This is a genomic window from Flagellimonas lutimaris (assembly GCF_051494225.1).
GTDB lineage: Bacteria > Bacteroidota > Bacteroidia > Flavobacteriales > Flavobacteriaceae > Flagellimonas > Flagellimonas lutimaris_A.
The window spans coordinates 652244-675372 of the sequence record NZ_JBNPYE010000001.1; the positions used below are offsets into that span (position 1 = coordinate 652244).

A 23129-nucleotide genomic window follows, 5' to 3' on the forward strand; every position below is an offset into this window, starting at 1 on the left:
TTAACCATAAAGTTTAACCATTTGGTTAACAAAGATAAAAATAATTGACAAGAATCCCCAAAAAATTTACCGACCGGCCGTTTCTTAAGGATTAGCCTGATTTGATGTTGGGGTGAAAATTAAACAGTGAAGTTTATAGGAAGTTACTGAAGATACTGTTTTGCCGAACCCGAGCCTGTCCTGAGTGGAGTCGAAGGGAGAAGGGAAGGGTACCGTGCATGGAACGGGGCAATCTTACAAAATGTTTATTTTTTGATGCCAAAAAGCAGAAAATCCTGTGAGCCGCGATTACTCAAAAAAAGGTCGTTGATGCCATCGCCGTTCAGATCCACAAAATCGATATCAAAACCTCTTCCGCCAATGCCCTTGGGAATAATCTTGTCAGTTGCTTCTATGAACTTTCCTTTGCCATCGTTAAGGTAAACGCTGTACGGTGTATTGCCGCCAAACCGGGCACCGTTTGTGTTTCCGGTCATGATATCCGGGTCACCATCACTATCAATGTCCAAAAAGGCCACTCCAAAACAACGATTGTCATCTTTGGGCAAATGGGTGGCGGTAATATCCGTAAAAAAGCCTTTGCCATCGTTCAATAACAATCGGTTCTGCCTCAGGGCATTGTCCACAAAAGCCTGAACATTGCCATATAGAATGTCCAGATCACCATCCCCATCAATATCGGCTACATCCACTTCGCGGGTTTCCTCGGGTTCACTGCGGTAGGGGAGCCTATCGGAAGATTGATTTTCAAAAAAGCCATTTCCTGTATTGATCAATATTCTATTGGCATCCTCATTGCCCACGAGTACATCTTGGTCCCCGTCGTTGTCCACATCGGCAAGGGTAAGGTCTTGTGTAACATCCACAAATGCACCAAACCGTTCGAGGGTCTCATCTTTAAAATGACCCGTTCCGTCATTGATCAGGATATTGTTCTGGCCATTGTTTCCGATCAAAATATCGGGGGCGCCATCACCAGTTATATCAAAAACCACCACGGAATTGGAGGTTCCGGTGACTGGAATCCTGTCCCCACCATCCCTAAAAGTGCCATCGCCATTGTTCACGTAGAGCTCATTGGTCTTGTCGTCCTCACTGACCACGAAAATGTCCAGGTCGCCATCCCCATCAAAGTCGGCAATGCCAATATCCTCACTATCATGGGCTACCTGAGGTATCCGTAGGGCACTCTCGTTAGTGAACCTTCCCTTTCCATCGTTAATAAGTAGAATGTTGGGCCTGTGCTCATTGGCAATTAAAATATCCATGTCTCCATCGTGGTCCAAATCGGCAATCCCGGCATCCATGCTGAGCAATTGTAAGTCTTTGTAAGGCAAATGTGTTTTAGTAACGTCTTTGTAGAAAGCACTTGAACCAACAGGGTTTTCCGCATTTTGTTGACCATGACTAGTCTGCAAAATAACAAGGGCCAAGGACAATAGTATAATTTTCTTATACATGGGTGTTTTTTTAGGGATTTGCTACTAATATAAGTTATTTGTACCTCGGCTATCTCTAAAGTTTATCTGACTTTCCTGATTACCGCTTGTACTAAAGACATTCTTTTAAAAAATGTAATGAATACTGTTTTCCCGACCCCTCACTTGTCCTGAGCGAAGTCGAAGGGAGTAGGGGAGGTAGAAGTGTATGGAATGGATAAAAACCCCAGAATTTTTAAGGATTTCGTGCAATTGTTTTTCAGATACAATAGCTATCTTGTTGTTCTCCAAGTTATTGACTTCCTACAATTTACTTCCCCCGCCAAGAATATTCTTAAGAAGGTTATACCTAATACTATATAATTATCAAGAATCCACTAACCAAATATTGTAATTATGAAATCATTACTATTAACTACCGTATTTCTGAATTGTCTTTTTATCACAGCGCAAACACAAAGCAAAGAAATAGAACTTAATGTTGGATTTGATACGTCTGAAATTAAAGTTCAAGTAGTGAAGAAAAGATTTTTTATACCTATTAACGTATTATTTGAGTCGCAAAACTTATCTAAGGAGAACTTGAGGGAGTATACCTTAAATTTAATGATAAATCAAGATGAAACCGACATAAATAATCAGTTTTACAAACTACATTCGGAATCATTCTCTCTTTCCGAGCTAGAGGAAGAAAAAACCGTTTTCTTGGAAATAACGAGGGATTCTTTGCCAGATAGAAAAAGTAAAGTGGTTATAGACATCCAATTAATAGTTGAGAATAAGCCATTTAACCAAATTAATAAAGCTAAATATCAAAAATTGGAAGTCTTTCTAAAAAAAGGTATTCCAACTGATGGGCCAAATCAGTTCCATATTGACTTTGTTGGTACAGCAAACTTGCAACAAAATATAAGTGAAGCAAGTGAAGAGGTTCAGGGTTCGGCAGGTCTGGGTGTTATTTTCGAGCGCTATTTTTTAAGGAGAGACATTAATGGCCATATTAAAGAGGAGTATCGTAATAAGTTTCTTGAAAGCCTGGATATGGAGGCATATATTAATGTAGCTTCCAGTGTTGATTCATTAAGAGCTGATGTGGATGAAATGGGTGTAGTAACAAATCAGCGTAATTTTGGCACATATATTCTTAATCCTGTAAGTCCCAAACAATCCATATTTATTAATTCAAATTTTTTCTTTAACCCAGAATTAACTTGGAGAAATGGGAGTTGGATTACAAAAGTTATAAGTGGTGCTAATGTTAGGGTGAATGCATCAAATATCTTATGGAATTATACTGACGAGACTTCTAATCTCAGCAAATATGGTGGAGCCATAAGCTTTAGATTTGGTTTTTTTCATGAGTTTCTTCCCAACAATAAAATAAGAGACGAAGAAAATAAAAGAAAGTACAGTATACGCTTGGGTTTAAATTATAGTTCTAGAAATATAACTGGAGACATTTCCTCGGAGAGTAATGACACGTTTCGAGAGCAATTTTTAGGTACAACAGATAAAGATTTCAGTGGTTGGGAGCCCTCTTTTGGCTTTAGATTAAACAATATTATAGCTGAGTTTACCATGCCAATGATTGGAGGGGCTTCTAGAAGCGATATTGAAGGACTAACAGATACACAATTTCAATTTTCTATTCGATTTGTCGGAGGTTTTAGTTTAAAAGTCAATGGAAAGGAGGATAATGACGAGGAGGAAGAAAACTAATGTATGGAATGGGTTTTAGGCACAATTATTATGCTCAAGATGGATTTTCATAACCGCTTCCTTGAGTTCCTTAAGTACATGACAAACATTTTGGCGTTCCACTTCTGAAAAAGTGTCAGCTGGAAGGTAGTGGAACATATAAATGGCCTTGTCCAAACTTTGGGTAAAGGAGAGCAAATCTCCCTCGTGACATTCTTCAAAGTAGGAGAGGAAGGGGTGTAGGTCTTTTGTTTTTAAGCTCATTTTGGGACAATTCTATTTGTTTATTGAGTATAAATACTGGTAATAACTATATAAATATAGTTATTATTTATAAAAACGAGAATAAAATTCATTGCTTTATATTGTATTAATATTGTTTAAAACGATATTAATATTGTTTTAGTGAATACTTGTTGAAATTCAACGTTGTCTCAAACCTTGATTATTCCTAGCTTTAGACTATGTCTGAGCGAATAAACAGAATTAAAGAAGTGCTCGTTATCAAGGGAATGAGCCAAAAGGAATTGGCGGTTAAACTTGACCGAAATCCAAATACAATTACTTCAATTTGTAATAACAAATCTCAGCCGCATTTAAAAGATCTAAAGAAGATTGCGGAAATTCTTGATGTGGACATAAGAGAGCTTTTAGTGCCTACCAAAGAAAAAGAATAGATTTTTTATAAAATCCCCCCAAGTTTTAAATTACATTTTTCTAGAGAAATTAACTAGGTGGGTAATTTGTATTAGGGTTTTTTTGAGGGATCTATCAGGGATTAGAAAATTGTCCCCATCTCCGTTATTATACCTGTCATAAAAATTGAAGGCTGTTAAATGGTAGCTCGAAAATATTTTCTAAAATATATTATTCAAAGGTTGACTTCTTTTTGTAATAAATTTATTATTTAAATTGTAAAAAAAGTTAGAAATGAAATTGATTTGCTACATGTTTTTTTTACTAATGGGATTTGGTGCGATTGGTCAAACAAAATATGAAATAATTAAAAAATCTGTTGGATTTATTTATTCTTCTAGTGATGAAAAAAAGTTCAACCCTGAAGGAACAGGATTCTTTTTAGTTGTTAATAGCCAAGACAGTACACAAAACCACTTGTATTTTGCAACTGCAAAACACGTTATTCAATTGGATGATAAGCGTTTAGATACAATATACATAAGAATCAATGATTTAAATAATTCATCGAGTTATGTACGTATACCCTTAGAAAGACAAGGACCTAAAAAGAATGTTTTCTTTCATAATGATGAATCTGTGGATTTAGCGGTGATTAATCAAGTTCCAGACCCTACAAAATACGATATTAGATTTATAGGTAAAGAAATTATATTCTCTAATAATAATGACGAACGTTTAAGAGTTTATGAAGGGGCAGAAGCTTTTTTTACAGGACTATTTACTTCTTATACCGGGGAAAATCAAATCTATCCCATAGTTAGATTTGGCAGAGTTGCACTGGTAACGGATGAAAAAGTTTATTGGAATGGCGCAATGAGAGATTTGTACCTTATTGAAGCTATGACCTATTGGGGCAATAGTGGAGCACCTGTCTTTTTTGATTTAAATGTCTTTAATGAAGATTTGACTACACCTACTTTCAATAAAAAGGCTAGGCTGGCTGGTGTGATGTCTGGTTTTTTTGGGCTCAACGTTCCTTTGAATGTAGTTCAAACAAAAAACACCCCAGCCTCTGTAACAAATTTGGGTATTGCGGCGGTTGTTCCAGCTTATTTGTTGAATGAGATAATTTATGGTGATGAATTAAAAGCATTGCGGGGATATTAAAAGAACCGTGCATAGTTAATGATTCAAACCAATACAGGGTAGGGGACAGAAGAAAATGCGGGCTGGCGTTGGGGTGAATTTATTCCTGTACTCACATTAATTAAAATGAAATCTATATAAAAGTTCTATTTTAAAAATGGCGCCATCTGTAAAGCGTTCATTCAACTGTGTTCGGTTATCGCCAAAATATAGAGAAGCTATAGAAAATTTCACTTTATCATCAGAATCAAACACTTTATAATTTCTACTAATGGCATAACCCATTTTAGCGTTAAGGTAAATGGATTTATTCAACTGAAATCGTAAATAACCCACCAATTCGTTTGAAGTTTTAGAAACATAAGCCCCATTAACACTATAGTTTTGATTCATTAAATTATACGTTGTGCCTAGGCCATCAAACTTCATCCCAACCCAAATTTTATTGGATATGTTATAATTGGCATCTGCTACAATGGGTAAATTCAAATTTGCTTCAAACTTTTTATTGGCACTCAAATAGTACAGTCCCATAATAGGAACGATGATCATTCCGTATTTTTCGGTATTGGCATACACACCGTATTTTAATTTAAGATCGTCTTTCTTTTTATTGGTGAACAACGACAAAAGGGCAATTTGCAAGTTTTCCCTAGAAAACGTAATCTCATCAGAAGCCAACTTGGGAAAAACCATGAATGTTGCCGACCAAGAATCGTTTAAAATGGTGTTTATCCCAAAATTTAAGCTCAGTGCATTTAGGTTGTAACGGTTATGATCAGCATCTAGACCAACCTTTGTTTTATTGGTATAAAGGCCCGTTAGTAAAATGTTTTTTTCGTTTAAAACTATGGGATAGTTTACTTCTAAAGCAAATTCCTCAACCGTGGTTTGTGCATCAGAAATTTCAAAATGATTGGGTGTGGTAGTTGTAAATGAAATAGTGGCAACGTCAAAATAATTTTGTGCATATCCAATACCAAGTGAAAAACTAAAAAAAATACCGAATACATATTTCATAATCGTATCTAATATAACCTTTATATTAAATACACGGTCGGTATGTGTCGATTTGCACAAACACAACTGTAATTCGCTTGCCATTGGATAATTTTATTTATCGGTGAGATGGTGCAGCGGAAATTAAACAACGAATGTTTATCGCAAATTGCTTTTACATAAAATCTAAAGTTATGACGCTAAAGATTCTTCAGAGAGCCAGCCGCACAAGTCTCGCCACCAATCTAAAAAGTCTACTAGACTTTCCAGATTGTCACGTGTACTATAATGTTCTCGCGTTATGTAACTTGAGCTTTGGTAAAAGCGAAAGTTTATTCTGCACTTCCTGAAAAATTTCATCTAAAAACTTCCTTAAAAATATAATGGAACACTTTTTACACGACCCGAGGTAGGAGGGGAGGGTAATGTGTGTGGAATGGAATTGTACATAACTTGTTGAAAATTACTAAAAACCGTAATTAAATACTTGTTAATTTTTGGTATTTTTAAACTCTCCCTCAACTAATTTATTCAGCATAACCAAACTGTAGTTACCTTACTTTGGTTCAAATAGTATTGAAAATTATGAGAGTATTATCAAAATCAAGATTTAAACTTGGATTAGAATGTCCAAATAAGCTTTACTATACAAATAATAAAGATTATGCTAATATTAAAAATGAAGATTCTTTTTTAGAGGCTTTGGCACAAGGAGGATTTCAAGTTGAAGAGCTTGCGAGGTTGCATTTTCCTGGAGGTCATTTAATTGATGAGGATACTTGGGAATATGAAAAGGCTTGGGATTTAACTCGGAATCTTTTAAGTAAAGAAAACGTAATAATTTATGAAGCCGCTTTTCTAATTGAAGGATTATATATAAAAACAGATATCCTAGTAAAAAAGGGTAATAATATTGATTTGATTGAGGTTAAATCTAAATCATTTGATCCAGATGATGATTATCTATTCATAGGTAAGAGTAATAAAATGCTTGCAGGTTGGAAGCCTTACTTATTCGATGTTGCTTATCAAAAACACGTAATGCAATTATGTTATCCACATTGGAAAATAAGTTCATTCATAATGATGGCGGATAAAACCAAGACGGCTAGTATAAATGGGTTAAATCAATTATTTAGAATTACCAAAAAAGAGCAGAAACGTACAGGTATAATTAGTAAAGTTAGTACTGTTGGAGAAACAGGTAATTCAGTATTGGGAAGAAAAAACATTACAAAAATAGTTGAGGATATCGAATCTAATAAGCATAGGTATATTGAGGATTTAACCTTTCAAGAATCTATTTCATTATTTAAAGAATTGTACGAAAGCAAAACATATGCTAATTGGCCAACTTCTTTTAGTGCTTGTAAAAATTGTGAATTTAAGTTAAGCGATGATGATGAAAAATTGAAATCTGGTTTTAACGAGTGTTTTAATAAACAACATGATTGGGGCGAGAAAGAATTTAATCAACCGAATATATTTGATATATATGATTTCCGAAAAGGAAATAAATTATTTCAAGAGGGAATCATCTTCAAAAAAGACTTGACAAAAGATAATATTGGCTTAAAGACGGAAGCAGAAAAATTAACTACTTCTCATAGACAATGGTTACAGATAGAAAAAGAAGTAAATAATGATGCTTCTATTTATGTTGATAAAGATGGGATGATAAGTGAAATGGAAAAGTTTGTGTTTCCATTACATTTTATTGATTTTGAAACTAGTATGTCTGCATTACCTTTTAATAAAGGACTCAAACCCTATGAACAAGTGGCTTTTCAATTTTCACATCATATCTATCATGAAAATGGAAAAATAGAACATGCTAATCAGTACATAAATAATACGGTAGGGGAATTCCCAAACTTTAAATTTATAAGAGCTTTAAAAGATGCATTAAGTAATTATAAAGGAACAATTTTTAGATACTCACATCATGAAAACACAATTTTAAACGCTATTTATTTTCAATTAAAAGATTCTAATGAACCCGATAAAGAAGACTTAATTGATTTTATTCAATCCATTTCTCATTCAAAACGTGGAAGTGCAATAGAATGGTTTGGAGAAAGAGACATGATTGACTTATGGGACATAGAGAAACGTTATTATTATAATCCTCTTACTAAAGGTTCAAATTCACTAAAAGAAGTTTTACCTGCTTCAATTAATTCAAGTCCTTATTTGTTAAAAAAGTATTCTCAATCAATAGGACAAATAAATCTAACAAGTAAGAATTTTTTGGATAATCATGTATGGCTGAAACAAGATAATGGGGATATATTAAACCCTTATAAGTTATTGCCTCCCGTTTTTGACAATTGGACTGAAGAAGCTTTAGAAAATACACTTTCTGAAATAGAAGGAATTGCAGATGGTGGAGCTGCAATGACAACATATAGCAAAATGCAATATACAGATATGACTCAAAAAGAAATTGACGAATTGAGTACAGCTCTATTGAAATATTGTGAGTTAGATACTTTAGCTATGGTTATGGTTTATGAACATTTTAAAGAATTAACATATTAATTTAGATTATGCCAAATAATAAAGAGGCATTAAAAAGGTATAGAATTATTCATAGTGTCCTTAGAAGAGGAGGGAGGCATAAATCAAGTAGAATTACAGAAATATGCAATGACGCGGGTATTCCTGTTAGTATCCGAACTATTCAAAAAGATTTAAGTGATTTAGCACATGATACTGAACTAGCTTTGTTTTTACCTATAAAGAATGATAAGAGAACAAAAACTTATTATTACGAAGAAATACCTGAAAATATTTTTCCTTCCATTGAGTTAGAAGAGGAAGAAATTAATGCATTATTATTCTATGTTAAAACGGTAAGACAATATAAGGAATACCCAATTTTTAATGAAATTTCAAATGCTGTCAAGAAGGTAATTGAAAATTCAAATATTTCCCCAAAAACTAAAGAACTTTTTGAAAAGGAAACCCTATTAGAGGTTGAGAAACATCATCATATACGAGGAATAGAATTAATGGCAGATATACTTGACTCAATAACTAAAAGGAAAGTTATTGAAATTGAATATCAAAAATTTGATGGTAATTCTAAAATTCATAAGATTAAACCTATTTTACTAAAGGAAGACAAGCAAATGTGGTATGTACTTGGAGTAAATACTAAATATGATAGATTAATAACATTTGCTTTAGATAGAATCATTGAAATAACGGCAACCAATGATAATTTTGACCCCGTAGAATTTAAGAGTTCGGAGTATTTTAAATATTCTTTTGGGATTACTGTCTCAGATGAAAAACCAATAGAGGTTGTTATTAATTTTAATCCAAAACAAGGAAATTACCTTAGAACACTTCCTATTCATAATACCCAAGAAATTTTGGAAGATAATGATGATAGCTTTATTATAAAAGTTGTTGTTAAGCCATCCTATGAGTTTTACTCAAAAATTTTCAGTTACGGGGCAGATGCTACAATCATATCTCCTAAACCTATTGCTAATAAGGTTTTAAAGACTTTTGAAAAGGCTATAGATAGATATAAATCCTAGGTTATAAAACGAAAAATTATTTTTTTAGGTGGCGCAAGTAGGTTGCGCCTAGTGGTAGTTTATTTGTAACGTTAAATTATAAAATGAAATATCATGAGTGAAGAAAAATCTTCTATGAAGAACAAAGAGTATACCATAACAATTAATGGTAGAGACTACAAATGGAACGAAAAAAGAATATCCTTTAATCAAGTATTAGGATTAATAGGAGTAAGTGAATCAACTACGGTTTATTACATAATAACTTATTCCAAAGGTATTGATGAAGAGCCTAAAGGGGAAATCACAAAAACAAAGGATGTTAAAGTTAAAGATGGAATGATTATAAATGCAAAGCCAAATAACAAGTCTTAGTCCAGACTTAAAAAGATTAAGAGACGAAGGATTTGACATTAGGATTAATCATGGCCATTTATTTGTTCATGATATACCTTATGTTAATGAAAATCGAGAAATTCAAAGGGGCATTTTGATAACTCAGCTAAATAGGTCTCAAACACAAGTTGATGGAAGTGTTAAAGAGATAGCAGGTAGGCCTACTACGCATGTTGCTTTTTTTATTGGTGAACTTCCTTGTTATTCTAATGGAATTCCAATCGAACCATTAAGAAGGCCTTCAAGAACTAAAATTGCCGAAGGGATAATGCCAAATTGGGCATTTTCAATAAAACCTGAGGGAAAGGTTCCTGAAAATTATTACAATTTGGTAACAAATTATGTGCAAATGATGGAGACCCATGCGAGAGAAATTGATTCAAAGGTTACTGCTAGAAGTTTTAATCTAGTTGAAACTGAAGAAGAATCCGTTTTTAATTATTTTGACACAAATTCGAGCAGAGCAGAAATTGTTTCGATAAGTAGCAAATTAAAAGAGTATAAGATTGGTATTATAGGTCTCGGAGGAACAGGCTCATATATTTTAGACTTAGTTGCTAAGACTGAAGTTAAAGAAATTCATCTTTTTGATGGTGATTACTTTCTACAACATAATGCATTTAGAGCTCCGGGTGCAGCATCAAAAGAAGAAATAAGTTTAAAACAGAAGAAAACAAGTTATTATCATGCGATATATTCTAAAATGCGAAAAGGGATAATTGATCATTCAGATTATTTTTCATCGGATGATTTAAGGTTTTTAAAGGATTTAGATTTTGTTTTCATGTGCTTCGATGAAGGTTCAATAAAACAAAAGATTGTTCAGAGATTAGAAGAATTAGATAAACCATTTATAGATGTGGGCATAAGTGTAGAATTAGTCGATAATGAGAGCTTGATAGGTACGTTGAAAGTGGTGTCCAGTAAGAAAGGTTGTAGAAACTTTCTAAGAGAAAATAACCGTATAGATTTTTCAGATGCCGAGGATGATCTTTATAATGAGAATATTCAGATTGCAGAATTGAACTCCCTAAATGCTTGTTTAGCAGTTATTAAATGGAAAAAATATTTTGGTTTTTATCAAGATAAAAACCACGAAAATTTCACGTACTATTCGACTAACGATCACAATTTTTTGGAGAATGACCATTGTGCCTAATTTTGTTGATCGAATTCCATCTAAATTAGAGGAGGGGATAATTTATATTTCGGTAAGTGTCAACACTGCTATTCATTTATGCCCATGTGGATGTAAAACAGAAATTGTTACTCCAATTGACCCTTCGGAATGGAATTTCACCTATGATGGAGAAACTATTTCATTTAGTCCTTCGGTTGGAGTCTGGGGAGCTAAGTGTAAATCTCATTATTGGATAAAAAGAAATAAAATCGAATGGTCTAGAACATATTCTAATTCTGAAATTGAAGAAGTTCGAATACAAGAAAGACGTGAAAACTCTGAATATTATGAGGAAATGAAAGGTAGGAGACAGGTTAAAAATCCAAACTGGTTTAGAAGGTTATTAAAGTTTGTTGGCTTATAATTAAACCTGTGGCATTGTAGGGCTAGAAGAAAATGCGGGCCGGTAGGGGAGTGAATTTGTGGGTAACACAGCAGCGCCATTGCCCTGGGCTTTGTGTAAGGGCGTGAAACGCCCAAATAGCGAAGCTATAAGACACAAAGGGCGCGCGGAAGCATATTTTCTTCTTGATTTTTTGTTTCTTTTGCATCAAGGCAAAAGAAAGGAATCACTTTAAAAGGAATAACAACATATAATGAATAGAATATTTTTTTTGATTTTAGTGTCAGTTGTCGGAACTACAAATATGTTTTCCCAAGTTTTTGTAAACAATGTAGAAAGAGTTGGTACTGTGGTTTTAGATTATTGTGTTGATGATGAGGGTAAACGTTATAATATTGTTGTAAATCAAGAAAAATCAACATATAAGGATGAGGGCTGGCAACTGGGATGTGTAGAGAGTTTTAAGAAAGCAGAATTGATTTACCCAATGAAGATGACAAATGATTGTTGGCAGCAAGTTTACTATTTTGTCAATGAGAATTTAAAAACTAAATCATTATCCGAAGAGGAACAGAAACTATGTAAGGCTTTTCATTCTGGGATATATAAATATCATAATCCAGCCTACATAAACACTAAAATAGTTCGTAGGAAAAAGAAGCAAATTGAAAAAACAGAATTTAAAGACCAGCGTCAAGTTTATGAAATTAATTGGGTTGCCGACCATATTTACACTTTAAAAACTCTTAAACTCCCACTAGCCAAGGACAAACACAAAATAGGGGGATTGATTAAAGTGGAAATTATTGAAGTCTTAAATGAGAATACATATCTATACAAATCTTATAGGACTGATTTAGAAGATTCGAATACTGTATACGGGCTTATTTCTAAAGTGAAATAGTTTTTTCTATTTGACATAATATTCAAGGAGCAAAAAATAAGTTTAAATTTGGGGGAGTATTTGAGCAAGTGCTTAGAAATTTATGCTCCGCTAAATTTTAAGCTTTTTGCGACAAGCTGACGAGATTCCCCTGAAATTTTTCTTTTCCAAAATCACAATGAAACCAAACGTTTCAATTCAAACGAAAAGCTGAGCTTTTAATGGCGCTGGCCAAGTGGCTGAGAATTGCGTATAAAAATAAATGCTTGGGTATTTACTTTTTATGAAAGCAATGTGCTGTTGGCCGAGCGGCTATTTTACATAGCGACAAATTATAGGTACAAATGAAAACTAACTGTGCGAAGCAGACCGAATTGGAATTATTCATGACCCCGTTGAAAATTTCATTCAATGACGCTCACACGAGGGATATTTTACATAATGGAAAATTATAGCTTACGAATGCTGCAAAGTAATAACCTGGCTTGTAAAACTGCTATGACATAATTGTTGACGATATGAGCCTAAAGGCAGTCATATCTACAATTATATCAAATACGGTGGTATTGGCGCAGTTTTACCCAGATAAGCATTTGTACTATAATTTACATTATGTAAAATAGAATATTTAAGAAGGAGCAAAAATACTCCCCTTTATCTATTATTTGCCCAAAATCATTAAAGGTACATTAGCTTTCCTAACCACCTCTTTTAAACGGCTTGCTCCAAACAAGAAGTTTTTGGAACTCTTTTTGGGAACGCACAACAACTGTGTATTGGTCCGGGAAACATAATTTACCAATCCATCCAGTGCATTGGCGCCTTTACTAAAGGTATAATTAATTGTTTTTTGCCAAGGATATGCATGGTCGGTGCTTTCTGAATCATCAGAAATACCAAAATGCCTTACCGGTTTTTCACTATTCCGTTTTAAATCCTGGATTACTTCCAAATCGGTTTCTTTGAATCCAGTTCCAAAAATGCCCAAGTTGATATCCTCAAACGAATGGAATTTATGATCATCGCCAAGAATCAACACATTGGTGTCGCTTACGTTGTCAATGACAAAATCCGTTATGCTTTCAAAGAAACTACCCATTATCGGTCTACGTTTGCCCAACACCAAGATATCCGGTTTTTGCAGGGCCAAATAATCCCGTACCCTGTTCTTCACATTCCCATATTCCAATTTGTAGCTGATGGACAAATTTTCCTTTTTGCCGATCGATGAAATAAAATCCTTGATTTTCGCTCTTGTGGAACGGTCGTCCTGGTTCAGAGTACGTATGGCGGAGAGTTGGCTATCCCCCTTAATGATATTTGTAGTGGGTTTTACATGAAAAACCTCAATGGACCCGTCCATTCTCTTGGCAAGTTCCACGGCACTTTCCAATACAAGCGCAGAACTTTTTGACATGTCCAACAATACTGAGATACGATATTTTTTTTGGTTCGCTTTCATAGGTGTGGATGTTAGTCGTTTCCTTAAAAATAACATCAAAGCCTTTATTTTCCAGCTATTTAACTTTTACTTAATAAATAAATGTGGTTTTGATACATTTAAAGCATTAAAATTAAATATTTATTAATAAACTAAAAGAAATGTTTAATCTTTCTTATCAAATTCAATGAAATATTGTAAGGTGCGTATCGTAAAGGTACGTCTAGCCAAGTACCCCTTTTCACTATGGATTTATGATGTGAGAACAGGTCAAAAGAGTATTTTCCGTGGTAACCCCCTATCCCGGATTGTCCCACACCGCCAAAGGGCAAATTTTTATTACTGATGTGCACTACAACATCATTGATAGTGCCTCCGCCAAAGGAATATTGACGCATCATACGTTTTTGGAATTTTTTATTGTTGGAGAACACATAAAATGCCAAGGAATTGGGAAAACGAGAGATATACTCGTCCAATTCACTTTCATCTTCATAAGAAATTATAGGAAGAATGGGGCCAAACACCTCTCCTTGCATTATGGTACTGTCCTGTTGGGGTTCGTCCACTAAAGTGGGCTCCAAATATTGGTCGTCGTCATTACAATTACCCCCAAATAAAAGGTTTTGACCTTTAAGCATCGTTTTAAGTTCCTCATAATGCTTGCTTGTGGTAATCCGTGCAAAATCGTTGGAAGCTTCAATATTTTCACCATAAAACTGGGTGATGTTTGCTTTAAGTCCATCCACCAATGCCTTTTTAACCCTTTTATGCACCAAAATATAATCCGGGGCAATACAGGTCTGTCCCGCATTGATCAATTTACCCCAGGCAATACGTTTAGCCGCCAGTGGTATGGATGCCGTTTCGTCAACAATACATGGATTTTTTCCGCTCAGTTCCAAAGTGACCGGCGTTAGGTGTTCCGCTGCTTTTTTGTACACGATCTTTCCTACACGGGTACTGCCCGTAAAAAAGATATACTCCCAATTTTCTGCCAATAATTCAGTAGAAGCCTCTACTCCACCCTCTACCACGGTAACATATTCGGGCGGGAATACTTTTCTTATAATTTGGGCTATAATTTTTGAGGTGTTCGGACTAAATTCCGAAGGTTTCAAGATTGCCGTATTACCTGCGGCCAAAGCACCTATCAAAGGTGACATGCTAAGCATAAACGGATAATTCCACGGTGAAATAACGAGTACCTTGCCATAAGGTTCGGGTTGAATCCATTCCTTTGAGGGGAAATTTAGAAGTGAAGCCCCTACCCGATTCTGTTCGCTCCAACTTTTAACGTTTTTGATCGCATGTTTCAGCTCGGCCAAAACCAATTGGGTCTCTGTGGCCAAAGTTTCAAATTTTGGTTTTTTAAAATCGGCATATAACGCATCACAAACGGCATCTTCTTGATCTAATATCTCCTGTTGAAGCTTTTTAAGATACCGCTTTCTGTATGCGACTTCCTTTGTTTTTTGCGTAGCAAAAAATTCATTTTGGGCCGCTACCAATTGTTTGACCATAAACTGATTGTTTCCTTAAATATAACCAAACTGAAAAAAGCATCCTATTAAAACAAAAAAAGCACCGGTACATTCCGGTGCTTTCCCATATTTTTTAAAAAGACTACAATGTAATCTCTTCGGTAGCTCCATTTGGATAAATAATAGTGGCGATATTATCGCATTCACCATTTCCGAAATCCACTGTAACTGCCAATCCATTTTTGGAAACCGTCATAGCTCCAGTGGTTAGGTGTTCGCAAGATGCATTTCCCTGCAGGTCTTCCAAAGTTTCCACTGCATAGGTGTTTCCATTGGCCATAACGGTCCAGTTTCCAGAAACTGTAAAAACAGTAGTTTCCAAGCTATCACCAAAGATGATACTGAATGTTTTGGTTCCGTTTTCAGAAATGATCGTACCATCTTCCATTTCTACGGACATATCACTTACCACCGTAAATGAAATTGATGTTTGGTCACCGCTTGCAGTAATTTCGTAAGATCTGGTTCCGTTTATTTTAACAGTGCCAACATAAAAATCTTGATAGGTTGCCGTAAAAGAGGATGCTTCCTCCCCTACTTCATAGGTAACGGTCACAGTTCCATTTACATTATCCGTTCCGTTGAGTACACAATTGTTGAATGTAGCCACAAATCCGGTTTCGGTATATTCTGCCGTATAGCAATCTCCTTCCTTTGCTGTGGAAGATTTGGCCGAATTGCCCGCAAAAAGTTCCGCTAATGCAGTATCAGCGATACCAGCGATGTCATCGGTCGATAAAATTGTCTGTAACTCTGCTTGGGTTAGTTTTTCGCCATCACCGGGAATAGCATCCTCGCTGCACGATTGGAAGCTAATCAGGGTAACGCTAATAAGGACAATTGATAAGATTTTTTGGGTAAGTTTCTTCATTTTAAATTGGTTAAGTATTTCTGATGGACTAACGATTGTCGGAAATATTTAGTGTGTTTAAACAATACTGATCGATGAAATACGGGTGTGTTTAAAATGATTTTCCTAAAAAATGTATTATTTTCACCATGACCAATAAACGGATTCCATGAAAAATTTCAAGTTGTTTGCTCTGTACTTTTCTATGTTGATACTTATGATTTCGTGTAGTGATGATGATGGCAATGATGGTGGTTTTTCTACTGCATCGCTTGTGGGGACTTGGGATTTGGTGGCGGTCAATGTAAGTTCAGCTGTGGATGTTAACGGTGATGGTAGCTCATCAAAAAACTTATTGGATGAGGAAGATTGCATCTCTGGGTCCATTGTTTTAAAGGATGACACCACTTATCAATTTGAATTATCAAACTTTAATCTTACCCCAATAACCAACAACCAATATGTTGTGCAGTGTTCCGGTTTGTCCCAGGCCACTGGCGCTTGGGCTAGCGATGGCGTAGAAATTGTTTTCCAAGGTAGTTCATTATTGGGAACATTACAATTGAGCAATAATACCATGATCAAAGTAGTGGCCAGCGAATTGCCTGGAGTCGCTACGTATGTTTACGAACGGAGGTAGTTGGTATTAATCCGGTCGTTCCAAATCCTCCAATATTTTTTTAAAGCCTAGGGCCACACCGTTGGTCCAACCAAAGCCATCTTGAGTTTCGTACTCCCCTCCTCCCGAAAGTAAGGTTTGATCTTCCACATTATATTTCTCCATCATTTTTCCGGTATTGGCATATACTCTTTCGTTGAGAGTCAACCAACGGTTCATAATTTCTTTGGCTTCATCCACGTAACCATAGTTCAATAACCCATTGACCGTCAACCATTGCAACGGTGCCCACCCATTCGGGGCATCCCATTGTTGTCCACTGTGGTCCAAAGTAGTAACCAATCCTCCTTCTTTTAAAAAGGTATTCATAATCACATCTTTCACTTTTTCTGCTTGTTGTAGGGTAGCAATTTCAAAAAACAAAGGGGTTACCCCGGCCAAGGTAAGTTTTGAGGTCATGTTTTTATCCTCAAAATTGTAATCGTGATAAAATCCAGTGGTTTCGTTCCAAAAATAATCTTGAATGATAGCTTTTCTGCTAGCTGCCAACTCTGAAAAGCGTTTTTGAGCTTTCTCATCCCCTTTGATGCCGTTTGCTTTGGCAAGGCTCTTTTCCATGAAATAAAGTGAGCAGTTAAGGTCTACAGGCAGTATGGAAATGGTTTCCGTGGAAGCAAGTCCTCCCGCTTCGCCATACCATCTGGTGCTAAAATCCCAACCTGATGCCGCTGCAGAACGTAAATTTTTATACAGTCGCTGTTTTAAGGAGTCCGATGTTAGATTTTGGGCCAACAAGTAATCCTCTTTATAGGATTCCGGTCGTGGCGTGTTGCCCGAATCCCAATAACGATTCAATGTTTTTCCTTCGTTAAGGTTCACCACCCGTTTAACAGGATTAAGACTATCCCCTATTTCCGCGCCCTCCATCCAATACTGGTATTCAGCAGTTATTTGTGGCAGATATTTTACTATTAAATTTTCATTGTCGCGAGTAATGGCATCTACCATTAAGGCAAAATAGGGTGGCTGGGAGCGTGTTTTGTAATAATCTCTAGTGCCATTAGGTATAAATCCTAAGGAATCAATTAAAAAAGCAAAATTATCTACCATGCTTTTGGCAATTTCTTCTTCTTCATCCACTAATAAACCTTCCAAGGTAAAATAGCTGTCCCAATAATAAATTTCCTGAAAGCGACCTCCCGGAACAATATATTTATGCGGAAGTGCTATACGGGAAGAATGGGCAAAAACACTATCTGGATTTCGCTTTAAAATATCCCACATATGGGAGATATGGCCGTACATGTTTTGGATAGTGTCCAGTTCAAATTGAAGCCCTTTTAGAGACTTGTTCTCAAAATTCTCAAGAACAAAATTTTCTAATTTAAATCCCTGATTATCTTTATTGTTAAGATATTCTTCTTCAAGTATTGCTATATCCTTTTTAGGTACTAAATCCACAAAAGTTTTTGAATCTTCAAATATGGCGGACATCTGCACCTCTTTGAACAGCTCTGTTTCATATAGGCTTACAGATTCCTTTGTAGTTGTTTCCGATTGTTTACAACCTATGATGAACAATAACAGGAGTGCTCCCAGCAACCTTTTTTTCATTGTATTCAATTTTAAATTAGGCTAAATATAGAATAATAAGTGCAATAGAAACCCGTTAAATCGTATACGATTTTTATTTTAGTACTATGGGACCGAGAGTTGTATTGCGCGACAAAATTAAGGAACATTTGTTGCTACAGATTCAAAATGGGGAATTAAAAGTAGGCAAAACTGTAAATCTAGCGGCACTTTCGAGAGCTACGGGCATTAGCGTGACCCCTATCCGTGAGGCATTGAGTCAGTTAGAGCATGCTCAGGTATTGCAAGCTATTCCCAATCGGGGTTTTATGGTGGCAAAACTTTCAAAACCCGAGGTGAAGAACCTCATAGAAATTGTTGCCCAGTTAGAGGTGATGGCATTGGAGCATTCTGAGTTCAATCTGCATGAAATGACCATTTTGAAGCAACTTCAATCGGAAATGGAAGCTTCGGAGAGTCTTGCTGAAGGACTTACGGCACGATTTAAATTTCATAATCATTTGGCACAGCACGCTACCAACAAGGTGTTGTTGCAAATTTTGAAAGATCTTAAGCTAAGGCTTCATTTTTATGAATATGATTTTATCCAAGACTTTGAATTCTTTAAAAATCTGAGCATTCAAACCCGTTCTGTAGTCGAGGCAATCCAAGAAGATAATGTCCCTACAGCAGCATTAATATTACGTATGCATTGGATGTCCATTCTAGATCATATTGGAGGACAAATCAACGTTAAAAAAGGTTAATCTTCTGATTATCAAAATAAAATAACCCTAATTTCGTTTTTAGGTAAAATAATTCACAATGAATTTCTTAAACAAAGAAATAGAATCACGTACCAAGCGAAAAAAGTCAAAATCACTTGTTAAAAGACAAATTTCCTGTGGTACCTTCCAAGATCTGGAAACTTTGGATTTGGACAACCATAAAAGAGCGGTGCCAAGAAACTAATCCCTCTCCTGCCCTTCCAACTTCTTTTTTACAAAATCATAATCCGATAGTGAATTTGCGTTAAAAAGTACCTGTCCATCCTTTGGTTGTACCAATTCAATATCGGTATTCATTAAAAATATTTTCGGGCTTCTATTGTTGGAATCCTTTAGGAATTCCGAAGCTTTTTCTAACCCATTTGTTTCCCAAATACAGGCCAACGGTTCTGGTTGCCCCATTTCTTGGTTAACAAAGGCTGTTGCATATTTTTCAGGGTTTCTTTGTTCAATCAAATGCTGCAAAGCGTCTGAATTCATAAAAGGTAAATCACATGCCAATACCAACCAAGCCACATCTTTATAGACTTCATGGGCGCTTAAAATACCGTTGAATGGGCCTTTGAACTTGTCTTGATCCACAATGGTTTTGAACCCACGGAGAATTTCATCAAGCTGTTTTTCTTGAACGCTTAGGAATACATCGTCACACACTCCTTTTAAAAGCTGATACAGGTATTCACGCTGTGGAAGACCGTGATAATCTACAAGTCCCTTATCCTTTCCCATACGGGTGCTCGCTCCACCGGATAGCACCAGCCCAAACAATTTGGATTGATTTTTAGTTGGCGTTTTAAGTTCTGGTTTCACTAGGTTGGTCTTATGCATCACACGATTGGCGGTGGTATCAATGCAATTTCGTCATAAGAATTAATTTTTTCATGATCCAAAGCATAATTCTGATTGACCGCAACGGTTACTTTAGGTATGGATTTGAGTTCAGGGTATGTGTTTTCAAGAAATTTTTTGAGCTCTCCTACTGTATTTGGAATTTTTCTCCCGCTCAAGCTTGCTGTTGGAACAGATAATGTGGGCGTTCCAATAATATCTTTGGTAGCTCCGAACAAAAGTATAGTCATAGTATCAACCTATTAGTGTTATTGTTTGTTTTGATTTTGGTTAGATAGGTCGGTAGGTTTTATTGAGGGTGAAAATATTAAAAATTGCTTGGACCGCTATCATTTTAACAAGCCCATATTTCTTTTAACTTTTCTTTAGTTTAATTCTTTGGTTTGTGAATACTTTTCGACCAAATTTAGCGTTGTGCATGCAGGACCTTAAACTTTATATGAAAATGAAAAGTATACTTCAATACACATTCCTATTATCATTTAGCCTAATTATATTTTCCTGCGGAAATTCGGATGATGATGTTAGTTTCGACATCAATAACAGGGAACTTGGACTTGGCGAAGAGCCAGATGATTGTCTAGGTTTTGACGAGAATGAACTGTTATTGTCTATCCAAGATGAGTTTACCACCTTGCCAGGAAAAGTTTCCGTGCTCTTTAGGGTTTCAGATTTGATGGGGAATCCTATTTCAGGTTTGTCTGCGGACCAATTTTCCATATACGAGCAAGGTCGAAACGATGATTGTTTCAATTCCATATCTTCTTCTGAATCCTTTGCCCGGATTTCTCCAAACTCGCAAGTATTCAATAATAACACCCTTTTGGTGTTGGATTTGAGTAATAGTGTTTTGGAAAGCAGTTTGGACGAATTGAAGGCTGCTACCACAAGCTTTATCAACAATGTTATGCCTACCCCAGCTTCAGAATCCTTTAGAATGGCCATTTATTGGTTTGATGGTGAGGACGAACTTCATTTATTGAACCCATTAACTTCATCAGCTACCGAATTAACAGCCTCCGTAGATGGTATTACAACGGATATCAGCAACGACCCATCTACTGACCTGTATGGTGCCGTAATAAAAGCAACGGATATTACAGAGAGTTTACTCAATGAGAATTCAGAAGTAATCAACGCCGCATCTGTAGTGTTGTTTACCGATGGTACCGACCAAGCTTCCCGCTACAGGGAATCCGATGCATTAAAAGCTGTGGAAGAGGCCGATCGAAACATTTCTTTCTTCACCATCGGACTGGGGGCAGAAATTGATACGGAAGTCTTAGAGCAAATTGGTAAAACGGCCAGTGTTTTTGCCAGCAATTCGGAAGAATTGGAAAATACTTTCAACGATATCTCCGAACGTGTAGAGGAACAGGCAGGAAGCTACTACCTTTTTGAATACTGTACGCCAAAACGTGACGGTAGCGGTGAAAGCAATTTGGTAATTCAGTTGACGCACAATGGACTCGAAGGTGCCGTGCAGACCAAATTTAGCGCTAAAGGATTTGAAGGCGGATGCGAGTAAGTCGGGTCACATGCCAAACTAAATAATTTTTGGATTATACGTATCTTGTTCAGCAATAAAACTAAACAGATATATGATGACCCAAAGAAAAACGATTTACACTTTCGTTTGCACCTTACTTTTTGCTTTTACAAGCAGTCTTTACGCCCAACACATCAGCCCATTAGAAGGTAGATGGGACTTGGAAATGGATTTTATGGGGAAAACCTCACCTTCTTGGTTGGAAATTAGACATTCGGGAACCGCCACGCTTTTAGGCCGTTTTGTCTTCGCTTTTGGTAGCGCAAGGCCCATAGCAGAAGTGGAAACCTACGGAGACAACAAGTTTACCTTTAGCATTCCCAATCAATGGGAACCCAAGGGCAGCGATATGATTTTTCATGGTGAATTAGATGGTGATGCATTAAAAGGTACCCTGATCTTTACTGATGGTTCCATCATTAATTGGACGGGTGTAAAAGCACCGGAACTGGAATATACCGAAAACCCAAAATGGGGGAAAACCATAGAAGTCTTCAATGGGAAAGACCTTTCTGGTTGGCACGTGGATGGTGAAAAAAACCAATGGGTGGTAAAAGATGGTGTGCTGACCAGTCCAGAGTCTGGTTCCAACCTGATTACTGATGAAAAATTCCAAGATTTTAAATTGCACGTAGAATTCCGTTATCCAGAAGGAAGTAATAGCGGCATCTATCTTCGAGGACGCTACGAAGTTCAGATTGTAGATAGTGAAGGCTTAGAGCCATCTGATATTTACCTAGGTGGCGTTTACGGCTTTTTGGAGCCGAATGAGAATGCCTCTAAACCTGCTGGTGAATGGCAAACGTATGATATTACCTTGATTGGACGAAGGGTTACGGTAACCCTAAATGGCAAAACCGTTATTTCCGATGCAACCATTCCGGGGATTACTGGGGGAGCTTTGGATAGCAAAGAAGGTGAACCAGGACCATTTATGATTCAGGGAGATCATGGCCCAATTGAATACAGAAGTTTTGAAGTAACTCCTCTGAAAAATTAGGAACTAAGATTTAAAATTTAAAAAGCCCGATTTTTATAATCGGGCTTTTTTTATTGTACATCCAAGGAAACGAGCTGAATGTTTCTCCATTTAACACGGATACCTCCTCCATCATGTATTTGAAGTGCAATGGCTCCTTCGCCCTTGCCAATTTTTTCATCTTTCAGGTGTACCATTTCCACCCCGTTTAGCCATGATGTGACTTCGGGACCTTCCACTCGAATTTTCATGGTGTTCCACTCCCCCATTTTTAAAGCCTTGTCTTTTTCTGGGTCCGGTTTTATCAACCAATTTCTCCCATAGGATTCATAAATACCTCCCGTATGTTTTCCTGGAGGGGCTACTTCCACTTGCCATCCGGTTACTTTGGTTCCTTCAAAAGTAGAACGGATAAAAACACCACTGTTACCATCGGCCTCTTGTTTAAACTCCAAGGTCAACTCAAAATCCTTATAGAAATTTTTAGTTGATAAGTAACCATATTCTGCCTTTGGACCACTTTCGCAAATTAACTCTCCATCCTCCACAAACCATTTTTCTTCTCCATGATTTACCCAACCATCCAGATTTTTACCATTAAAAAGACTGATGGATTCTTGTGCAAATGTCAATTGTAAAGCCAATAGACATAGTCCTACTAAAATTTGTTTTTTCATTTTTATGT

24 protein-coding genes are annotated in these 23129 nt (G+C 36.2%); 14 read left to right on the forward strand and 10 right to left on the reverse strand.

What is annotated here, in order from left to right; genetic code table 11:
- Nucleotides 1-245 precede the first annotated feature (245 nt).
- Nucleotides 246-1460, reverse strand: a complete 1215-nt coding sequence (locus ACQQ5U_RS02905) for an FG-GAP repeat domain-containing protein (protein ID WP_437395439.1) — start codon at nt 1458-1460, stop codon at nt 246-248.
- Between the two features lie 375 nt (nt 1461-1835).
- Between ACQQ5U_RS02905 and ACQQ5U_RS02910 the strand changes: the two genes are divergently transcribed.
- On the forward strand, nt 1836-3158 hold the full coding sequence (locus ACQQ5U_RS02910; protein ID WP_437395440.1) for a hypothetical protein: 1323 nt from the start codon (nt 1836-1838) through the stop codon (nt 3156-3158).
- Between the two features lie 15 nt (nt 3159-3173).
- On the opposite strand, the gene ACQQ5U_RS02915 is transcribed toward ACQQ5U_RS02910, so the two are convergent.
- A complete protein-coding gene (locus tag ACQQ5U_RS02915) occupies nt 3174-3401 on the reverse strand; it encodes a hypothetical protein (protein ID WP_437395441.1) in 228 nt (75 codons plus the stop codon).
- Nucleotides 3402-3601: 200 nt separating this feature from the next.
- On the opposite strand from ACQQ5U_RS02915, the gene ACQQ5U_RS02920 reads away from it, so the two are divergent.
- Together ACQQ5U_RS02920 and ACQQ5U_RS02925 are read left to right on the forward strand one after the other, a co-directional pair.
- A complete protein-coding gene (locus ACQQ5U_RS02920; protein WP_437395442.1) occupies nt 3602-3814 on the forward strand; it encodes a helix-turn-helix transcriptional regulator in 213 nt (70 codons plus the stop codon).
- Nucleotides 3815-4067: 253 nt separating this feature from the next.
- Nucleotides 4068-4943, forward strand: coding sequence for a hypothetical protein (locus ACQQ5U_RS02925; RefSeq protein ID WP_437395443.1), 876 nt, complete (start codon nt 4068-4070; stop codon nt 4941-4943).
- 96 nt (nt 4944-5039) lie between these two features.
- On the opposite strand, the gene ACQQ5U_RS02930 is transcribed toward ACQQ5U_RS02925, so the two are convergent.
- Nucleotides 5040-5942, reverse strand: coding sequence for a DUF6268 family outer membrane beta-barrel protein (locus ACQQ5U_RS02930; RefSeq protein WP_437395444.1), 903 nt, complete (start codon nt 5940-5942; stop codon nt 5040-5042).
- 564 nt (nt 5943-6506) lie between these two features.
- On the opposite strand from ACQQ5U_RS02930, the gene ACQQ5U_RS02935 reads away from it, so the two are divergent.
- From ACQQ5U_RS02935 to ACQQ5U_RS02960, 6 genes are all read left to right on the forward strand, one after another.
- Nucleotides 6507-8462: a DUF2779 domain-containing protein gene (locus tag ACQQ5U_RS02935; RefSeq protein ID WP_437395445.1), complete on the forward strand. Its 1956-nt coding sequence runs from the start codon at nt 6507-6509 to the stop codon at nt 8460-8462.
- 8 nt (nt 8463-8470) lie between these two features.
- Nucleotides 8471-9472 carry a helix-turn-helix transcriptional regulator gene (locus ACQQ5U_RS02940; protein WP_437395446.1) on the forward strand — a complete coding sequence of 334 codons (1002 nt, stop codon included), beginning with the start codon at nt 8471-8473 and terminating at the stop codon, nt 9470-9472.
- Between the two features lie 93 nt (nt 9473-9565).
- Nucleotides 9566-9826 carry a multiubiquitin domain-containing protein gene (locus ACQQ5U_RS02945; RefSeq protein ID WP_437395447.1) on the forward strand — a complete coding sequence of 87 codons (261 nt, stop codon included), beginning with the start codon at nt 9566-9568 and terminating at the stop codon, nt 9824-9826.
- A complete protein-coding gene (locus tag ACQQ5U_RS02950; protein WP_437395448.1) occupies nt 9801-11006 on the forward strand; it encodes a ThiF family adenylyltransferase in 1206 nt (401 codons plus the stop codon). Before ACQQ5U_RS02945 ends, ACQQ5U_RS02950 begins: the two co-directional genes overlap by 26 nt.
- Nucleotides 10990-11391 (forward strand): DUF6527 family protein, encoded by a 402-nt coding sequence (locus ACQQ5U_RS02955; RefSeq protein ID WP_437395449.1) that lies wholly within the window; start codon nt 10990-10992, stop codon nt 11389-11391. Before ACQQ5U_RS02950 ends, ACQQ5U_RS02955 begins: the two co-directional genes overlap by 17 nt.
- Nucleotides 11392-11623: 232 nt before the next feature.
- On the forward strand, nt 11624-12274 hold the full coding sequence (locus ACQQ5U_RS02960) for a hypothetical protein (RefSeq protein ID WP_437395450.1): 651 nt from the start codon (nt 11624-11626) through the stop codon (nt 12272-12274).
- A 640-nt stretch (nt 12275-12914) separates the two neighbouring features.
- On the opposite strand, the gene ACQQ5U_RS02965 is transcribed toward ACQQ5U_RS02960, so the two are convergent.
- The 3 genes from ACQQ5U_RS02965 to ACQQ5U_RS02975 form a co-directional block, all read right to left on the reverse strand.
- Complete coding sequence (locus ACQQ5U_RS02965; RefSeq protein WP_437395451.1) at nt 12915-13715, reverse strand: universal stress protein; 801 nt, start codon at nt 13713-13715, stop codon at nt 12915-12917.
- A 131-nt stretch (nt 13716-13846) separates the two neighbouring features.
- A complete protein-coding gene (locus tag ACQQ5U_RS02970; RefSeq protein ID WP_437395452.1) occupies nt 13847-15217 on the reverse strand; it encodes an aldehyde dehydrogenase in 1371 nt (456 codons plus the stop codon).
- A 103-nt stretch (nt 15218-15320) separates the two neighbouring features.
- Nucleotides 15321-16109: a hypothetical protein gene (locus ACQQ5U_RS02975; RefSeq protein ID WP_437395453.1), complete on the reverse strand. Its 789-nt coding sequence runs from the start codon at nt 16107-16109 to the stop codon at nt 15321-15323.
- 148 nt (nt 16110-16257) lie between these two features.
- Between ACQQ5U_RS02975 and ACQQ5U_RS02980 the strand changes: the two genes are divergently transcribed.
- A complete protein-coding gene (locus tag ACQQ5U_RS02980) occupies nt 16258-16728 on the forward strand; it encodes a hypothetical protein (RefSeq protein ID WP_437395454.1) in 471 nt (156 codons plus the stop codon).
- A 6-nt stretch (nt 16729-16734) separates the two neighbouring features.
- Here ACQQ5U_RS02980 and ACQQ5U_RS02985 read toward each other — a convergent pair whose 3' ends face one another.
- The gene (locus tag ACQQ5U_RS02985; RefSeq protein WP_437395455.1) at nt 16735-18321 is read right to left on the reverse strand and encodes a trehalase family glycosidase; all 1587 of its coding nucleotides are present in this window, start codon (nt 18319-18321) and stop codon (nt 16735-16737) included.
- Between the two features lie 86 nt (nt 18322-18407).
- Between ACQQ5U_RS02985 and ACQQ5U_RS02990 the strand changes: the two genes are divergently transcribed.
- Nucleotides 18408-19046, forward strand: a complete 639-nt coding sequence (locus ACQQ5U_RS02990) for a GntR family transcriptional regulator (protein WP_437395456.1) — start codon at nt 18408-18410, stop codon at nt 19044-19046.
- Nucleotides 19047-19104: 58 nt separating this feature from the next.
- Nucleotides 19105-19251 (forward strand): hypothetical protein, encoded by a 147-nt coding sequence (locus ACQQ5U_RS02995; protein ID WP_437395457.1) that lies wholly within the window; start codon nt 19105-19107, stop codon nt 19249-19251.
- Here ACQQ5U_RS02995 and ACQQ5U_RS03000 read toward each other — a convergent pair.
- Both ACQQ5U_RS03000 and ACQQ5U_RS03005 read right to left on the reverse strand, forming a co-directional pair.
- Nucleotides 19248-19895, reverse strand: a complete 648-nt coding sequence (locus tag ACQQ5U_RS03000; RefSeq protein ID WP_437395458.1) for an NTP transferase domain-containing protein — start codon at nt 19893-19895, stop codon at nt 19248-19250. The two genes, ACQQ5U_RS02995 and ACQQ5U_RS03000, sit on opposite strands and share 4 nt — an antisense overlap.
- On the reverse strand, nt 19895-20146 hold the full coding sequence (locus ACQQ5U_RS03005; protein WP_437395459.1) for a MoaD/ThiS family protein: 252 nt from the start codon (nt 20144-20146) through the stop codon (nt 19895-19897). The genes ACQQ5U_RS03000 and ACQQ5U_RS03005 overlap by 1 nt, the downstream gene beginning before the upstream one ends.
- Before the next feature lie 215 nt (nt 20147-20361).
- Here ACQQ5U_RS03005 and ACQQ5U_RS03010 point away from each other — a divergent pair, with 215 nt between their 5' ends.
- Together ACQQ5U_RS03010 and ACQQ5U_RS03015 are read left to right on the forward strand one after the other, a co-directional pair.
- Nucleotides 20362-21444 carry a vWA domain-containing protein gene (locus tag ACQQ5U_RS03010; RefSeq protein WP_437395460.1) on the forward strand — a complete coding sequence of 361 codons (1083 nt, stop codon included), beginning with the start codon at nt 20362-20364 and terminating at the stop codon, nt 21442-21444.
- A gap of 73 nt (nt 21445-21517) precedes the next feature.
- A complete protein-coding gene (locus ACQQ5U_RS03015; protein ID WP_437395461.1) occupies nt 21518-22465 on the forward strand; it encodes a 3-keto-disaccharide hydrolase in 948 nt (315 codons plus the stop codon).
- Nucleotides 22466-22515: 50 nt separating this feature from the next.
- Here the strand turns inward: ACQQ5U_RS03015 and ACQQ5U_RS03020 are convergent, their stop codons facing one another.
- On the reverse strand, nt 22516-23121 hold the full coding sequence (locus ACQQ5U_RS03020) for a 3-keto-disaccharide hydrolase (protein WP_437395462.1): 606 nt from the start codon (nt 23119-23121) through the stop codon (nt 22516-22518).
- Nucleotides 23122-23129: the final 8 nt, after the last annotated feature.

What these genes read in the sequence shown, in the direction of transcription:
- ACQQ5U_RS02965 (WP_437395451.1), bottom strand. Translation starts at nt 13,715, where the DNA reads ATGAAAGCGAACCAAAAAAAATATCGTATCTCAGTATTGTTGGACATG.
- ACQQ5U_RS02935 (WP_437395445.1), top strand. Translation starts at nt 6,507, where the DNA reads ATGAGAGTATTATCAAAATCAAGATTTAAACTTGGATTAGAATGTCCA.
- ACQQ5U_RS02950 (WP_437395448.1), top strand. Translation starts at nt 9,801, where the DNA reads ATGCAAAGCCAAATAACAAGTCTTAGTCCAGACTTAAAAAGATTAAGA.
- ACQQ5U_RS03010 (WP_437395460.1), top strand. Translation starts at nt 20,362, where the DNA reads ATGAAAAGTATACTTCAATACACATTCCTATTATCATTTAGCCTAATT.
- ACQQ5U_RS02960 (WP_437395450.1), top strand. Translation starts at nt 11,624, where the DNA reads ATGAATAGAATATTTTTTTTGATTTTAGTGTCAGTTGTCGGAACTACA.
- ACQQ5U_RS03005 (WP_437395459.1), bottom strand. Translation starts at nt 20,146, where the DNA reads ATGACTATACTTTTGTTCGGAGCTACCAAAGATATTATTGGAACGCCC.
- ACQQ5U_RS03020 (WP_437395462.1), bottom strand. Translation starts at nt 23,121, where the DNA reads ATGAAAAAACAAATTTTAGTAGGACTATGTCTATTGGCTTTACAATTG.
- ACQQ5U_RS02990 (WP_437395456.1), top strand. Translation starts at nt 18,408, where the DNA reads ATGGGACCGAGAGTTGTATTGCGCGACAAAATTAAGGAACATTTGTTG.
- ACQQ5U_RS02920 (WP_437395442.1), top strand. Translation starts at nt 3,602, where the DNA reads ATGTCTGAGCGAATAAACAGAATTAAAGAAGTGCTCGTTATCAAGGGA.
- ACQQ5U_RS02980 (WP_437395454.1), top strand. Translation starts at nt 16,258, where the DNA reads ATGAAAAATTTCAAGTTGTTTGCTCTGTACTTTTCTATGTTGATACTT.
- ACQQ5U_RS02955 (WP_437395449.1), top strand. Translation starts at nt 10,990, where the DNA reads ATGACCATTGTGCCTAATTTTGTTGATCGAATTCCATCTAAATTAGAG.
- ACQQ5U_RS03000 (WP_437395458.1), bottom strand. Translation starts at nt 19,895, where the DNA reads ATGCATAAGACCAACCTAGTGAAACCAGAACTTAAAACGCCAACTAAA.
- ACQQ5U_RS03015 (WP_437395461.1), top strand. Translation starts at nt 21,518, where the DNA reads ATGATGACCCAAAGAAAAACGATTTACACTTTCGTTTGCACCTTACTT.
- ACQQ5U_RS02985 (WP_437395455.1), bottom strand. Translation starts at nt 18,321, where the DNA reads ATGAAAAAAAGGTTGCTGGGAGCACTCCTGTTATTGTTCATCATAGGT.
- ACQQ5U_RS02915 (WP_437395441.1), bottom strand. Translation starts at nt 3,401, where the DNA reads ATGAGCTTAAAAACAAAAGACCTACACCCCTTCCTCTCCTACTTTGAA.
- ACQQ5U_RS02995 (WP_437395457.1), top strand. Translation starts at nt 19,105, where the DNA reads ATGAATTTCTTAAACAAAGAAATAGAATCACGTACCAAGCGAAAAAAG.
- ACQQ5U_RS02925 (WP_437395443.1), top strand. Translation starts at nt 4,068, where the DNA reads ATGAAATTGATTTGCTACATGTTTTTTTTACTAATGGGATTTGGTGCG.
- ACQQ5U_RS02905 (WP_437395439.1), bottom strand. Translation starts at nt 1,460, where the DNA reads ATGTATAAGAAAATTATACTATTGTCCTTGGCCCTTGTTATTTTGCAG.
- ACQQ5U_RS02930 (WP_437395444.1), bottom strand. Translation starts at nt 5,942, where the DNA reads ATGAAATATGTATTCGGTATTTTTTTTAGTTTTTCACTTGGTATTGGA.
- ACQQ5U_RS02975 (WP_437395453.1), bottom strand. Translation starts at nt 16,109, where the DNA reads ATGAAGAAACTTACCCAAAAAATCTTATCAATTGTCCTTATTAGCGTT.
- ACQQ5U_RS02910 (WP_437395440.1), top strand. Translation starts at nt 1,836, where the DNA reads ATGAAATCATTACTATTAACTACCGTATTTCTGAATTGTCTTTTTATC.
- ACQQ5U_RS02945 (WP_437395447.1), top strand. Translation starts at nt 9,566, where the DNA reads ATGAGTGAAGAAAAATCTTCTATGAAGAACAAAGAGTATACCATAACA.
- ACQQ5U_RS02940 (WP_437395446.1), top strand. Translation starts at nt 8,471, where the DNA reads ATGCCAAATAATAAAGAGGCATTAAAAAGGTATAGAATTATTCATAGT.
- ACQQ5U_RS02970 (WP_437395452.1), bottom strand. Translation starts at nt 15,217, where the DNA reads ATGGTCAAACAATTGGTAGCGGCCCAAAATGAATTTTTTGCTACGCAA.